This window comes from Pedobacter sp. JCM 36344 (assembly GCF_046546555.1).
Taxonomy (GTDB): domain Bacteria; phylum Bacteroidota; class Bacteroidia; order Sphingobacteriales; family Sphingobacteriaceae; genus Pedobacter.
In genome coordinates this window covers 108,592-124,454 of the sequence record NZ_JBKHKK010000003.1, presented here as the reverse complement: position 1 = coordinate 124,454, position 15,863 = coordinate 108,592, and the positions used below count along the sequence as shown (strand labels likewise).

Sequence of the window (15,863 nt, the reverse complement as noted above, 5' to 3'; positions counted from 1 at the left end):
GAAAAATCTATTAGATTTTGCGATTGCAATGTTACATATTTGTATCGAATTATGGAAACAGTTTCAGTACAAAAAATAAAAAACATTATTTTCGATTATGGCAATGTCATCTTCGAAATAGACTTCAAAAAAGCTCAAAATGCTCTTTCACAATTAGGTATCCCAAACATCGAATCATTTTTCGGTCATAAGGGCCATGCTGAACTATTTTCAAAGCTGGAAACCGGTGCGATAACTCCCGCAGAGTTTAGATCAGGGATTAGAGATGCTGCCAGTAATGAGGCGCTCAGTGATGAAGAGATAGATAATGCTTGGAATAGCATCTTCGTAGGCGTACCACCAACAGTGCATGATACGCTTTTAGAAATGAAAAGTAAATACCGCACCTTTCTCTTGAGTAATACTAATGAAATTCACTACAATTATTTTTTAGATTACTTGAAAAAGGAATATTCAATTGAAAATAATGATCACCTTTTTGAGAAGACTTACTATTCACAACTTATGTTTTTGAGAAAGCCTGATGTAGAAATTTTTCAACGAGTTTTGACGGAGAACAATCTTGTGGCAGAGGAAACACTTTTTATTGACGATAGTTCTCAACACCTCGTAGGAGCAGCAAATGCGGGTATGCATACTTTATTAATGGACAAAAAGCCCGCAGAACTTAGACAGTTTCTTCTAGACCATAAACTGCTTTAACAACAAAGACCATGAAACGTTTATATTCTATCTTTCTGCTGGTCTTGCCCTTTATATGGTTAGCAAGTGGAGAAAACTCCCTGAAGCCTTTTTTTAAGGAGCCCAGACAATTTTCTAATCCAATCCTTCCTTCAGGCGCTGATCCATGGAGTATTTATAAGGATGGATTTTATTATTATACCAATACTACTGGAAGCCGGCTCGAAATCTGGAAAACTAAAAACCTGGTAGACCTCAAAACTGCAGAACGTAAGGTGATCTGGAGGCCGCCTTCTGGAACTAATTATTCCAAAGAAATTTGGGCACCAGAGTTACACTTTCTTAACGGCAAATGGTATATGTATTTCGCAGCCGATAATGGCGATAATCAAAATCACAGGATGTATGTCGTAGAAAACGTATCAGCAGATCCAATGAAAGGCGAATGGGTATTTAAGGGAAAGGTAGGAGATAAGTCGGACAAATGGGCTATCGACGGTACCGTTTTCGAACATAAGAAACAGCTGTATATGTTATGGTCAGGTTGGGAAGGGGATAAAAATGGTCAGCAAAACATTTATATAGCAAAGATGTCTAATCCCTATACCATATCGAGTGAACGCCGGCTGCTATCTGAGCCAGAGCTTGATTGGGAAAAAGTGGGATCATTCAAAGACCCTTACGTAAGCGTAAATGAAGGTCCACAGATACTAATTAATAAATCTAAAATCTTTCTTATTTATTCGGCAAGTGGTTGCTGGACAGATTCCTATAACTTGGGTATGCTTACTTTCAATGGTAAAAACGATCTTTTAGATCCAAAGGCTTGGGTTAAAAACAAAACATCCGTTTTTAGTAAGTCTGAGCAAAATGGCGTTTATGCGCCAGGTCATAATTCATTTTTTAAGTCAACAGACGGTAAAGAGGATTGGATATTATATCATGCGAATGATAATCCAGGACAAGGCTGCGGCAATTTGAGATCTCCCAGAGCTCAGAGATTCACTTGGAATAAAGATGGATCACCAAACTTTGGATTACCGTTAGGGTTAAAACAACAGCTTAAGGCCCCTGATTAGTTATAAAATAAAGTATTTTTTCAGCAATTCTTCTAGCTCATTTGGAATTAATGGCTTTCTTAATAGTTTAATTACATCAGGATTAGCCTCTGTCCTTTTGATATCTCCAAAATCAAGAGTAGAAGAAAGAATAGCAATAACACATTTTTCTTTGAGCTTTTTTGGGAATTTTTTATATTCCTTAAGGAATTCGAAGCCATCCATATCGGGCATTTGAATGTCTAGTAAGATGAAATCAGGCAATTCATCAAGTTGATCAATATTGTTGCTGAGATAAGATAAACCCTCTTCCGCAGAATAGCAAAGTACAATCTCCTCAAAAAGTCCAGACAAATGGATAACCTTTGAATTGATTTTTAAATCAATGGCATTGTCATCAATTAACAATACTTTTCGTCGCTTATTTGACATTAGGGATTGTAATCTTAAATGTGGTACCTTCTAATGAATTGGATTTAACAGAGATTTTACCGTCTATTTTATTTAAAGCCTCTTTAACAATGAATAGACCAAGGCCACTACCCTGATTAGTCTTGATCTTAAAAAATTGGGTAAAGATCTTCTCCAGATGTTCATTCAAAATACCCATTCCATTATCAGTGATTGTGATTTCGGCTTCCGTCGACCTGACCTGAATTTCAATGTCAACCTTTTTATTTATTGAATCTTCTTTCTGATATTTTATAGCGTTTGAAATTAGATTGCCTAATATTACCTCAATACGGAATGCATCGCCATAAAATGGAATATCTTGTTTTATGTCTGTATGAAAGCAAGTTTCCTTATCAGTGAAAGAATATAAGTCAATTAAAGAGGGTATGAGTGCTTTGAAATCTATTGAAGTATGCGTGGAAATCTCTTTACTATTTTTATAGTATTGAAGTGTCTTCTGAACATAATAATCAAGTTTATTTGAACAGGTTTCAATCAAGCTCCAATATTCTCCACTAGATTCGAATAAACCTTCCATCTTAACTAAATTAACTATGCCCATAGCGGAAACTAAAGGGGCACGTAGTTCGTGAGATATACTATATATAAACCTGTTTAATTCGTCGTTGGTCTTTTCAAGTTCTGCTATTTTGTTTCTGAGGTCAATCTTAGTTTTATATGCATCATAAGCATTCTTAATTGAATTATGAAGCTCAAGATCATTCCATGGCTTAGTTATATATCTGTAAATATCACCATGATTGATGGCATCGGCTAAAGCTTCTATATCAGTGTACCCGGTTAACAAAATTCTTATTGGATCGGGATAAGTATGGACAATACTTCTAAAAAATTCAACACCTGTCATTAGAGGCATCTTTTGATCGGCAATGATCACATGAACTGAGATGTTTTCTAGAATTTTTAATCCTTCGGCAGCAGAATTTGCTGTATAGATTTCATACTGTCTTCTGAAACTAGCCTTAAAAGCATGAAGGTTATTCTCTTCATCATCAATGTACAATACCCGTGCGGTTGTTGCATTCATTCTACGTCTTACTTAGAGTTTATAGGCAATGTAATAATAAATTCGGTACCTTGATTTAATTTTGTAATAACATCGATATTACCATTGTGATTCTCTATAATTCTGAAAACAATAGACAATCCCAATCCCGTTCCTTCTCCCACATCCTTTGTTGTAAAAAATGGTTCAAAGATCTTTTGTTTGACTTCATCAGGCATTCCTGTACCAGAATCCTTGATGCTGATTTTCACATTATCGCCTTCTTGCCATGTCTTAATAGACAAAACTCCTTCATTGTCTTTAGGTTCTTTAGACTTGATGGCGTGAACTGCATTGGTAATTAAATTCATGAAAACCTGATTAATCTTTCCAGGCAGACATTCTACCAGTGGGAGTTCAGCAAATTCCTTTACTACTTGCAAGTGATCAGGAAAGGTGTTTTTAACCAACACAAGGGTGGAGGCAATCCCTTCATTCAAATCAACTGGTTTAGTATCGTTTTCGTCAAGGCGACTAAAGTTTTTTAGACTTCGAATAATTTCTGCAGTTCGTCTTGCTCCCTCACCGATCCCGGAGAGTAATGATTTAATCTCTTCTCTAACAAAAACAAGATCTATCTGTTTTTTGAAAGATTCTATTTTTTCAATTTGAGGTCTCAGGTCAGCTTCAGGATCAAGATCTTCATACATTTTGATTACGGTATCGAGATCCAATATATCAAGTTCTAGAGGTTTGATGTTAGATGTAACAAAGTTTATCGGATTATTAATCTCATGTGCAATGCCGGCGGTGAGCTGACCAAGTCCCGCCATCTTTTCTGAATCAACTAACTGGCTTTGAGCTTCCTTTAAATTGGTGAGCACAAGCTCCAATTCTTCCGTCCGTTCCTTTACTTTAATTTCCAACACAACGTTTTGTTCACGAACTAATTTCTCGTTCTCTACGATTACACGAAGTGCTTCAGCCTGCGATTCCTCCTTCTCTTTCTTAAAGGTGTTTATCTTATCTGCCAAAGCAAAAGATAGTAAGGTAACTTCTAATGCAGAACCGAAAGGCATCATGTTGTAAGTGAATGTATTGTAAGGCAATATATTATAGTCCTTTAAGACAAAAATGCACACTCCAATTAAAAATACACTCCATGCAAGAAGGAAGAACTTAGCTGGGTTATATCCAAGTGCATAGACTCTAAATGCAATAATCAGCATGTATACAGCTGCCAATACAGCAGTTACCTGGATAGTTTGATACCCGGTATTTAAGTAACCGCTAAATGCCGCCACAAGTGCGAGGATATATGGAATATAGAATATATTTAAAAGCCTGTGCAGTTTTGGGACATAATAGGCAGTATGAAGGAATTGTTTCATAAATTCTATAGCCGTCATAGCTGCTAATGAGCTTAGTATATAAACTGCATAGGTAGACATCCACAAGTTATTCGGCCAAACAAACTTAAATGCATAGCCCTGGAAATTTGCCTGGGTCAGGGAGATAACGAAAATGTAAATGATGTAATATAAGTAACTTTTATCTTTGGTCGAGACGTATAGAAACAGGTTATAAATAAACATCACTGAAACAACCCCCATATAGAACCCAAATATCAAAAATGAACTTTTAAATTCTGGAATAAAGGTCTCCGTATTCCCCAAAATCAAAGGTGCTTGCAGTTGCTCACCTCCACGGATATTTAAAAATACTTGATAGGGTTCAGAGGGTTTCATCCCGAATTTGAAGCTATAAATTGGATTATCAAATTTTCTGGACGAATACTTTAATCTATCGCCTGTATGTTCAACACTTACCACTTCACTTTTATCATTAACGAGATAAAAATCTACAAAGTCAATAGTTGGTAGTTGTAGTTGTAACATCACATCAGTATTTCCACTTATATTAACTACCGGAAATCTTAGCCAGTAACTTTTATCTGATACCCCAAGATTCGGTACTGAAGTAGTAGCCTGCACAAAGTTCTTTTCTTTCAGCGCCTCTTTGATACCAAAAGATTTACTGGTATCTGCGTAAACAAATATCTTTTTGCCAAAGTTGCGTTCTAAAATCCCTTTTTTTACTTGCAGAGGTGCTTGAGCCTGTACATTAGATGTAATTAATAAATTGATTACGAGAGCTAGTAGAAAACAGTTAGATAATTTAATCTTCATATTTGGGTATAACCAGTTGGTAATCAATTAAAACATCTCCCTTTGGTCCTGTTTCAACTGTAAGTTGAGTAGGGTTGTCACGAAGATCGAATATTCGGTTTCTGTCATACTCGTCTGCGGTCTCCAAGGTTTCAGCATTCATTTTTCTTAATACTCTTGCTATATAACTATCATTTGGATAAACAAATTCACCATCTTTTCCAAGTCCGTCTTCCACTACGAATCCAACCTTTCTAACCATCGGTAAAGTATAATCTGCGCATATGGTAAAAAGTGATGCGAGCCTGATCTGGTTTACTATGGCAATGCCTGCTCTTACCAAAAGGATGCTTATTCCTATTCCTGCAACACTCTTTGCGTTCCAAAGACCACAAAGTTCACCCGTGCCTTCATCAAAATATTCATTTATAATCTTGAATACATTGGGGTCCATTGAACCAACTGCCTTCTCTACAGGTAATGGATGTATACCGTCGGCAATATGTACCCGCACACCACCAACAACCTCTCCTGCCTCAGTCTCAGCTACAATTCCATGCACATTGGGCAACGACATCCATTGACGGTTATTTGTCGTGATGTTAGTAATGCCATAATCTTTTAGAACTTGAACATGACCATCTAAATATTTTTCGCAGGTTTCAGGATCTTTAATCGCTGTAAATGAACGAAACCTAAGCTCTATTTTCATATTGCTAGTTGAAAATTAAGGTTTCATCCAAAGATCTGCGAACAGACCTTACAGAAGCATCATCGGCGTAAGACAGCCTAAACATAAATATACCCTGTCTTTCATCTAAAACTGGAAAAATTTCCTTCAAAGAACGCTGTAATTCTGTAAGTTCCACCATCATTGGTTCAGTTAATTCTTCGGAGTTTCCATGATTTAATCTAGCGAAAAGGAATAATGGCGCTGAAATGGGGTGAAAAGTTAGGCCTTGTATGTTGGCCTTAAGCCAAACACGCTGTACAGCCTCTCCTCCTTTAATAAAGCTTTCTTGATCATAGTTGGGCATAGTAATCAATCCAATTCCCGAAGAAGAGATGATTGCTTTATTTGAAAGCTTTTCAAAAGCAGCTCCACCGCCCCATTTGTTTAATAGTTTAATAACACCGGGTTCCGAAGCAACAATTAATCCTGTTTTATCGGATTCAGATAATTCGAGGCTCTTGATATCCAAACCGTCTTTTGTTTGGTTTACATCAACATCATTCCACCGAATCTCTTTGGTGTAAAAGTCATGGTGACCCTGCGGATAAAGAAATCTGATTCTTTCTACTTTTGAAACAATATCTGCTATTTTTATAATTTGATCTTTGTTTTCTATGATGTCTATGTGCGATTCTGAATCGCCAAGCCTGACTATTTCTTTTAAAGAAGCAGTCACCTTTTCGTCAATTTTTTTACCAGTTCCTGCCTTTCTATTCGTCGTCCTAAAACCAATAGCGCTAGAAAGATCACTAGCATATACTGCTGAAGAGGCTTCGATAAAATTGAAAGCAGCAATCAACCTTCTGTTTTCTTTATTGGGAAAATAAATAGGTTCTACCGCAAAGCCCATTTTGATAGCAGCTATTTTTAGCGTCTCAATTGTCGCTCCAAAAGAGATATTGGAAGTGATATTATCAAAGTCTCCCCAAGATACTGAATGTTTTTCATCGTGAAACAAGAATAGTTTTCCTTTGTTAGCAAACCATTTCCATGGTTGATTATTTCCCGACGAAGGTGCCAGTACTGCTAAAGAGACCAATTCTTTTATTTGATCATTGCTTAGGTCGATCGTTTCATTAATAACTATGTTTGTTGCCCGCTCCATTTCTGGTAAGGTAAGTTCTTTAGCATCGTAATCCTTTACCGAATATTCATTGTCAAGTTTAGGCTCCTTGTCCTTAATCAAATCAGCCATATCAATCCAGTACCTGCCAGATTCATGATACTGCCCTAAAGAAATTCTCCTACACACATCCGCTCCTAATGCGCCACCTAAAGTTACCGCAGAGGCTAATTGAGGCCAGGTCGTAATAGTCTGACCAACTTCTATCATGGAGGCTTTTAATCTAGTCGACACGGTATCAATCCCGATCATTGCCAGGAGAAACGGTACTTTTTCCTCATTAGTTTTTAAATGTTTGACTTGACTATAGTCCAAATGATCAATTAATCCATGAAGAATAGGACGCTCGGGTTCAAGGTCAAAACGCTCCACGTCTAGTGTTCCCCTATCACTAGTATCCATCACCACGGGTATGCCTAATGGTTTAGCTAATCCTCTAAGTTGAATTTTGATATCCAAACTATCGCATTCATCCACTACAATGTCAAGGTTGCCCCCTTCAGTGAAATAGCGATGCATGTTCTCCTCTGTTAATCCATCGTAAAAACATGTAACTTTTAGATAAGGGTCAATCTCCTTAATTTCGCGGGCAACTATTGTAACCTTTGGAACCCCAAGGTTGTGTACGCCTGTCCTAATCCTATTGATATTTGTGAGCTCCAGAACATCGAAATCAGCTAATCTTATTTCGCCGAAACTCCTTTCCATAGCCATTGTAATCGAGATTGATTGGCCCACAGATAAACCTACAACCCCAATTTTTTGCTTACCCAAAAGGTCACGCTCTTCTCGGGTAATTTTGTAAATGTTTCTATTCGTTCTAACCTCAATATATTCCTCTTCGTCAAGGATGTGCACCAATCTGTCCGACCAAGGATAATACACCCACACTCCATAATCTTGCATAGACAAGTTTCCTATATGCTTAGCCTTCAATATTTCGAGTTCAGCAGGCTCAGGTTTACGTTTCGGATGCTTTGATTTTATGAGATCGTCTAGTTGCGTACTTATTTCATCATGGATCTTAATAAACGGCTTCTGAATCAATAGGGACTCTAATTTCTCCTTATCCGACTCCAGAAAAATTCTAAAAAATAAGGGCTCTACAGAAAAATTGTCTTCTGCATTCAGATTTTGAAGTAGTAACATTTTGTATGTGTGTGTTTTGCAATTGGGTATCATTCAATTACAAAAATAAGTATATTTACCAAATAAATATGGTAAAAAAAGGGAATTTGCCAATATTGCGTAATAAGATTTTTCTATGGATAAACATTTTATAAACATATTATATGTTGATGATGAAGTGCACAATCTCAATGCTTTCAAAGCTTCCTTTAGAAGGACGTTTAATGTCTTCACTGCGGAGTCTGCAAAAGAAGCAATGGGTATCCTTGAAACTCAACAAATGCATATCATCGTATCAGATCAGCGGATGCCTGTGACTACCGGTGTAGAGTTCTTACAATCCATAATTCCCTTATACCCAGATCCAATAAGAATATTGCTTACGGGTTACGCAGATATCTCTGCAGTTATTGATGCAATAAACAAGGGCCAGGTATATTTGTACATCACAAAGCCTTGGCAGGAGAATGAGCTTCGCCAAAACCTGGAAAGAGCGTTTGAAATCTTTTCGTTACGTAAAGAAAACAAAAGACTTACAGAACAGTTACTTATTGTCAACGAACAGTTAGAGTTTATGTTCCGGCAAAAATTAATTTCATAATCTCGATAATTTGTGAAAATTATTGATGAACTTACTAATAAATAGTAAAAGGCGCCCTCAGTTCTCTCGAATTAGTATTATGCCAACTAACAAAATAATATAACTGAGACCTATGAGTTCTGACGTATCAATAAATGTCTTATACGTAGATGATGAAGTTCATAACCTGAACGCCTTCAAAGCAACCTTTAGGAGGCTGTTTAATGTGTTTATCGCAGAGTCGGCGATCGAGGGCCGTAAAATACTCGAAACTCAGAACATTCAGATTGTCATTACAGATCAGCGCATGCCTGTAACTACTGGTATAGAATTTCTAGAGTCTATCATTCCTGATTTCCCTGAACCTATACGAATTCTTCTCACAGGATATGCGGATATAAATGCAGTAATAGACGCTATAAATAGGGGTCAGGTCTACAAATACATTCAAAAGCCCTGGATGGATGAGGATCTTCGGATCAACATTGAAAAAGCCTTTGAAATTTATTCTTTGAGGAAAGAAAATAAAGAGCTTACCGAACGCTTACTGCTGGCGAACAACCATTTAGAATCTCTTTTGAAACAAGATACACCCGACGAGTAATTTTACCGTATATAGTACGATGGTATGAAGAAGTGGGGATTGCTTTTCTTGTTATTTTGTAGCTATGCCTTTACTAATTGCGCGACGGGACAGAATATATCCAATGAGGGAACTGATTTTTGGGCCGTCTTCCCAACTCATGATCCATCGGGTAGCCAATTGGCAAAGATTAGGCTTTATATCACTTCAAAATCTTCATCAGAAGTAAGCGTTTTTGTAGGGAATACGCGGATTTTGACGCAGTCAGTTCAGCCTAACGTTGCAGTCCCAATTGATGTCCCAAGAAATGCCGCGTACATCAATGCTGTAGAAGGCAACACGCTACTCCCTGGAAGGGGAATTCATATTGTGGTTACAGAAGGTATGCCCAAGGTCGCTGTTTACGCCCACATCTACGCGGGATTTCGGTCTGCCGCCACCCTGATATTGCCTGTTGAATCTTTAGGGCAGAACTATTATTCAATGAATTATACGCAGTCACAGAACACGAATTCAACGAATAAGAATTTTATAGTACTTGCTGCTACAGAAGACAATACTCGTTTGTTGATACACATAAAGGGAAGCTCTCAAAAAATCTCCATCTACCTCCCAAAAGCTGGAGACATCTATGAATATTTGCCCAACGGTTTAGAGGATCTGACTGGTACTTTTGTTGAAATTGATAAAGCATATACTAATAACTGCGATAAACGGTTTGCGATGTTTTCCGGTAGTACCTCTGTAAGGATAGGAGGAGCGTGCGCACGGTCTCTCGATCCGCTCTACCAGCAACTTTACCCTACAACAAGTTGGGGAAAAACTTATGGCGTAATACCATTTATCGGAAGATATTATGGTCTTCGCATTGTAGCGGAGCAGGATGGCACGATTGTTAATTTCAACAACCAATCCATTACGCTAAACAAAGGTGATTTTTACAATACAGATGAATTTCTTAGTACGCCGATGTTCGTAAAAGCCAATAAGAATGTAAGCGTTGCACAGTATGCCTTGTCTCAAGATTGCGGAAACGTCTTCGGAACCCCATTAGGTGATCCAGACATGGTGATACTCAATCCAATCGAGTTCAATATAAAATCAGTGACTTTGTTCTCCTCTGGCTTGGAGAGAATAAGCGAAAAATTCCTCAATGTTTTCATAAAAACAGCTGCAGCTAAGTCATTTCGAATTGATGGTCGAGCAGTTGCTGGATGGCAGCAAATGCCTTCAGATCCCGAATATTCTTATATACAATTTCAGGTAATAGACAGCACATTCAAAATAACCGCAAATGACGGTTTTAACGCTATGGCGTATGGCTTTGGCCCAACGGAATCTTACGCCTATTCGGCGGGTACAAACCTTGCCGCTAACAATTCCTTGCTAATTAACAATGCGACTACAAAGATCGATGCACCCAATGCCTGTGTTAATCAAGAGTCTAGCTTTAAGATTACCCTTGATTACAAAGCAATTAATATCAAATGGAAACTGGATGATCTGCCTGCAAGGGATTATACACCAGTACCAATTGAAGTGCCAACTTCCAGAGGAAAAAGCTATCTCTACGAATACGATCAAAAATTCACTTTTACAGAAATAAAGAAGCATCAAATGGTAGTCAATGTTCTGAAACCTGATGATGGTAATTGTTTCTCAGGAGCTATCGATTACGAATTCAGCTTCGATGTATACCCGCTTCCGATAGCTAAATTTATCGTAGATACCAATCCCTGTCCGGATACCGACATTCAGTTCATGGATAATAATAGTAATTCGCAGATTCCTGAAAAGCCGGTAAATAAATGGCTTTGGGATTTCGGGGATGGGGGAACTTCAACCGAACAGAACCCTGTACATGTTTACAACAAATCGGGGGTATTTAAACTAAAGTACTTTGCGGGGGTTGATGATGGGTGTCTCTCAGATGTTCTTGAGCAAACAATAACTGTAAAACCTAAAATGACCCCAAAGTTTACCGTGAGTCAAACTGGGTGTGTTAACACACCTCTAATCTTCACTAATAACTCAAAGATAGAAGCTGGGTCAATCCAAGAATACCATTGGGACTTTGGTGATGGAGAAATTTCTCTGCTGACGAACCCAACTCACCTTTATAAAACTTTCGGAACTTTTATTGTAAAAATGTATACCGTTTCGAATTTAGCTTGTAAAAGCTTGGTATTCTTGGACACAATCATTGTAAACAAGACTCCATTACCAAATTTTAAACTTCCTGACGCCTGTATAGATGATAAGGCCGTTTTTCAAAATATAAGCACAGATGCAGATAGCAGCTCTGGGCCACTAACTTATCTTTGGGATTTTGGCGACAGCACCGTACCCACCGCAAGCAACAGATCAACCGAAATAAACGGATCGCATCAATATAATACAGTAGGGACCTACACCGTAATCTTAACCGCTACCAATGTCAACGGTTGTTCATTTGTTAAAGAACAAGTCTTTACAGTTAACGGTTCCGTAATCACACCAAAACTTATAGTCAAGAATGAGGGGAATCTGTGTAGTAATCAGGAAATTGTAGTCATCAATTCCTCAACTGTAAATTCTGGAAAAATTACCAGACTGGAGTTTTACATGGGTGCAGATGGAGCTCCAACAGGCATTCCAGACATTATTGATACGAGTCCTAACATTACAAAAGAATACTCAACTTATAAATACCCTGCATTCGTTTCCACAACAACACGAACATTTACTATTAGAATGATTGCCTATTCTGGGACCGAGTGTTTTGCACAAATAACTAAAACCATCACCGTAAAACCTTCACCTGCAGTCGTATTTGATGCAGTTTCAGCAATATGCTTTAATGCGGGCCTGACGAAAATTACTCAGGCAAGAGAAACTTTGGGTGTCGCAGGTGTCGGACAGTTTTCAGGTAAGGGAATAACATCTGATGGTTTGTTTGATCCTGCTTTGGCTGGGGTAGGAACCCATCAGATCACTTATACCTTTAGTGGGCAAAACGCTTGTTCGGAGTCCATTACGCAAAATGTAGTCGTATATCCTTCGCCTACTGTAAATCTCGATAAAGAGATATTTATTCTGATAGGTGGGCAAAAAAAGGTGGAGGCTACAGCAACTGGTAATGGCCTAACTTACAAGTGGACACCAGCTTTAGGTCTTGACCGTGATGATATTTTAAACCCAACAATGCAAGGTGATGATGATCGTTTATATACACTTACTGCGACATCTGATCAAGGCTGTTCTACCACTCAAACCATAATGCTTAACATACTGAGGGTAGTAAAGCCGTACAGTGCTTTTAGCCCAAATGGTGATACGATAAATGATACTTGGGGCATAAAATACATCGACTCCTATCCAGATGTTGAAGTGGAAATTTTTAATCGTTACGGGCAGAAGGTGTTCTATAGTAGGGGCTACAAAACTCCGTTCGACGGAAATTTCAATAATCAACAGTTACCTGTCGGAGTTTATTACTATATTATCAATCCAAATATAGGAACGAGAAAAATTACTGGTTCTCTAACCATTATAAGATAAGTGAAACTACGGGCATCGATATTTACAATCTTGGTACTGCTGTCTGCGGGTTCTTCTGCCCAGCAAAGACCTCAGTATACACAGTATATTTTCAACAACTATCTCCTGAATCCAGCCCTCAGCGGCATGGAAAACTACACAGATCTTCGCTTTGGGTATAGGAAACAATGGACCGGCATTCAAGATGCTCCACAAACCTCCTTTGTTTCGGCAAATTTTAGTCTCGGAGATCAATATTTATGGAGGAATGCACTGTCACTTCCTGACAAAGGTGATGATCCCATGAGCAGGAACTATATGCAAAATTATACTTCTTCACCATCACATCATGGTTTAGGGGTAATTGCAGTGTTGGATGATGTTGGTCCGCTTTCAAGATTGGATGCAAGCCTAACTTATGCATACCACTTGCAGCTTAACAATTCGCTAAATTTTTCTGTAGGAATAGCCGCAGGGATTTCAAGGATCGGGTTAGACAGAAGTCAATTAAGTTTCGAAAGTGGGGGAGATGATCCGGCGATTTCTAGAACAATTATTGGTCAGGTGAAGCCTGATCTAGGGCTCGGGGTATGGTTATATGGAGCCAACTTTTTTGCTGGAGCCTCAGTTCAGCAGATCCTGCCACAAAAATTAGTGTTCACAGCTAGTCCAACCGAGTTTAGCACGGGAAAAGAAGTTCCCCATCTATTTCTTACCGCTGGATATCGGTTTTTCGTTGCTGAAGACATAGCTATGACCCCGTCCGTTATGGTCAAGCAGGTGAATCCGACCCCAGTTTCCATAGACGCTAACTTAAAAGTTGCATTTAGAGACAGATTTTGGTTAGGTGGCAGCTACCGTAAAAGTGATTCGTTTTCAGCTATTGCGGGGGTTAACATCAATAAGACATTCAATTTAACTTACTCTTACGATTTTACTACATCACAACTTAACACCGTTAGCAACGGCAGTCACGAAATCGTTCTAGGCATACAGTTAAATAATGTATATGAGGTGATGAGCAGCATGAAAATGTGGTAGCTTATTTAGAAGGCAGGAAGTTTTATTACAACTCTTTACGCAAACGTGCAACAGGAATATTCATTTGTTCCCTATACTTGGCAACGGTCCTTCTAGCGATGTTATAACCCCTTTCCTTAAGGATATCAGTTAGCTTTTCATCAGCCAAAGGTTTACGTTTGTCTTCGCTTCCAATGCAATCTTCCAGAATTTTTTTAACCTCCTTGTTGGATACCTCTTCACCACTTTCAGTTTGAATTGCCTCAGAGAAGAAAGATTTCAATAAGAAGGTTCCGAATTCAGTTTGTACGTACTTAGAGTTTGCAACCCTGGAAACCGTAGAGATATCCATATCAATCTTATCAGCAATATCTTTTAAGATCATTGGGCGCATTTTGCGTTCATCACCTGTAAGCAAATACTCGTATTGGTATTGCATGATCGCATTCATTGTTTTAAGCAATGTCTGCTGTCTCTGTTTGATAGCATCGATAAACCATTTCGCGGAGTCTAATTTTTGCTTTACAAACTGTACTGCCTCTTTTAGTTTTTTGTCTTTTGTAGCAGCTTTATCGTAGTGATCAAACATATCAATGTAAGACCTGCTTACCCGCAACTCTGGTGCATTTTTGGAGTTAAGTGTAAGAATAAGTACCCCATCATTGTTCGAAACATGAAAGTCTGGTATGATCTGTAGCTGTTTAGTCGTTACTTGATTAGAATCTCCTGGTTTAGGGTTCAATCTCAAAATTTCTCCGATGATTTCCTTGAGATCCTCGCTATTTAATCCTAAAGACCGTTCTAATTTATCGTAATGCTTACGGGTGAACTCATCTAAATGATGCTCAACAATTTCAATGGCTTTTTGGATAGTCAGGTTATTTGGATCTTTTCTCTTTAATTGAAGTGTTAAGCATTCTTGTAAATCTCTTGCAGCAATCCCCGGAGGGTCGAAGCTTTGAATTACCTTTAACATTTCCAAAACATCTTCTTCTTCAACCATCACATTTTGAGAAAATGCAAGGTCGTCGATCATAGAGGTGATTGGTCTGCGCAGATAACCATCATCATCTAAACTGCCTATGATTTGTTTGCCAATAATGAAATCAGGATTTGACAGTGGTACAAGGTCTAATTGTTCTTGCAGACTTTCAAAAAAAGTACTCTCGATGGCTATTGGAGTTTCCTTTTTTTCTTCATCATCATCACTATTATTATACGATGTGCTGTAATCGTTAGTATTGTCATCCTGCAAATAGTCGTCTACATTAAACTCATCCGTATTTTCCTCTTTGCTGCCGGAATCATGGTCTTCAGGTGTATCGTTTAAATCGTCATATTCGCTTTTCGGCTCTTCCGCAATCATAAGGCTGGGATCTTCTAGCGCTGGATTTTCTTCTAATTCTTCTTTAATACGAGTATCTAGTGCAACAGTGGGTACCTGCAACAATTTGATGAATTGAATTTGCTGCGGAGATAACTTTTGAAGTAATTTTTGTTGTAGATGTTGTTTAAGCATAAGAAGATTAATCGGTATTAATATACCAGTTTCAAAAATAGGCATTTTCAAGAACATAAAGCAATTTCGTATGTATTATGTTATTGTCGGATAAAGACTAGTTTGAGTGAAAGACTTGTCTGGGTTGGGTTATCATCAGGGTCGGGTTGTGGTTTGGGCGAAACCGCCATGTTTTCGCCATGAGCTCGGGGTGAGGCCGCCTTTTGCCTAGAGAAAAGGCGGCATAACCGCGGCCTCACTGCGGCCGGAGGGCGGCTTCATCCAAACCACAACCCGACTGATCTCAAACTTA

12 protein-coding genes are annotated in these 15,863 nt (G+C 38.3%); 6 read left to right on the top strand and 6 right to left on the bottom strand.

Annotated elements, in window-relative coordinates; all coding sequences use genetic code 11:
* Positions 1–51: 51 nt before the first annotated feature.
* Both ACHFIZ_RS04085 and ACHFIZ_RS04080 read left to right on the top strand, forming a co-directional pair.
* Positions 52–702 (top strand): HAD family hydrolase, encoded by a 651-nt coding sequence (locus tag ACHFIZ_RS04085; protein WP_410883126.1) that lies wholly within the window; start codon positions 52–54, stop codon positions 700–702.
* 11 nt (positions 703–713) lie between these two features.
* On the top strand, positions 714–1,760 hold the full coding sequence (locus ACHFIZ_RS04080) for a family 43 glycosylhydrolase (protein WP_410883124.1): 1,047 nt from the start codon (positions 714–716) through the stop codon (positions 1,758–1,760).
* Here ACHFIZ_RS04080 and ACHFIZ_RS04075 read toward each other — a convergent pair whose 3' ends face one another.
* Genes ACHFIZ_RS04075 through ACHFIZ_RS04055 form a run of 5 tightly spaced genes read right to left on the bottom strand, consistent with a single transcriptional unit; the run spans position 1,761 to position 8,371 of the window.
* Positions 1,761–2,171: a response regulator gene (locus tag ACHFIZ_RS04075; RefSeq protein ID WP_410883122.1), complete on the bottom strand. Its 411-nt coding sequence runs from the start codon at positions 2,169–2,171 to the stop codon at positions 1,761–1,763. It abuts the gene before it with no gap.
* A complete protein-coding gene (locus tag ACHFIZ_RS04070; RefSeq protein ID WP_410883120.1) occupies positions 2,161–3,240 on the bottom strand; it encodes a hybrid sensor histidine kinase/response regulator in 1,080 nt (359 codons plus the stop codon). Before ACHFIZ_RS04070 ends, ACHFIZ_RS04075 begins: the two co-directional genes overlap by 11 nt.
* A gap of 8 nt (positions 3,241–3,248) precedes the next feature.
* Entirely contained in the window at positions 3,249–5,387 is a 2,139-nt protein-coding gene (locus ACHFIZ_RS04065; RefSeq protein ID WP_410883118.1) for a 7TM diverse intracellular signaling domain-containing protein, read from the bottom strand.
* Positions 5,377–6,078: a hypothetical protein gene (locus tag ACHFIZ_RS04060; RefSeq protein WP_410883116.1), complete on the bottom strand. Its 702-nt coding sequence runs from the start codon at positions 6,076–6,078 to the stop codon at positions 5,377–5,379. The genes ACHFIZ_RS04065 and ACHFIZ_RS04060 overlap by 11 nt, the downstream gene beginning before the upstream one ends.
* Before the next feature lie 4 nt (positions 6,079–6,082).
* On the bottom strand, positions 6,083–8,371 hold the full coding sequence (locus ACHFIZ_RS04055) for an Rv1355c family protein (RefSeq protein WP_410883114.1): 2,289 nt from the start codon (positions 8,369–8,371) through the stop codon (positions 6,083–6,085).
* 115 nt (positions 8,372–8,486) lie between these two features.
* Here ACHFIZ_RS04055 and ACHFIZ_RS04050 point away from each other — a divergent pair, with 115 nt between their 5' ends.
* From ACHFIZ_RS04050 to ACHFIZ_RS04035, 4 genes are all read left to right on the top strand, one after another.
* Entirely contained in the window at positions 8,487–8,951 is a 465-nt protein-coding gene (locus tag ACHFIZ_RS04050) for a response regulator (protein ID WP_410883112.1), read from the top strand.
* Between the two features lie 112 nt (positions 8,952–9,063).
* Positions 9,064–9,534 carry a response regulator gene (locus ACHFIZ_RS04045; protein ID WP_410883110.1) on the top strand — a complete coding sequence of 157 codons (471 nt, stop codon included), beginning with the start codon at positions 9,064–9,066 and terminating at the stop codon, positions 9,532–9,534.
* 24 nt (positions 9,535–9,558) lie between these two features.
* A complete protein-coding gene (locus ACHFIZ_RS04040) occupies positions 9,559–13,053 on the top strand; it encodes a PKD domain-containing protein (protein WP_410883108.1) in 3,495 nt (1,164 codons plus the stop codon).
* Positions 13,054–14,073: a type IX secretion system membrane protein PorP/SprF gene (locus tag ACHFIZ_RS04035; RefSeq protein WP_410883106.1), complete on the top strand. Its 1,020-nt coding sequence runs from the start codon at positions 13,054–13,056 to the stop codon at positions 14,071–14,073.
* A gap of 25 nt (positions 14,074–14,098) precedes the next feature.
* Here ACHFIZ_RS04035 and rpoN read toward each other — a convergent pair whose 3' ends face one another.
* Positions 14,099–15,571, bottom strand: coding sequence for an RNA polymerase factor sigma-54 (gene rpoN, locus ACHFIZ_RS04030; RefSeq protein ID WP_410883104.1), 1,473 nt, complete (start codon positions 15,569–15,571; stop codon positions 14,099–14,101).
* Positions 15,572–15,863: the final 292 nt, after the last annotated feature.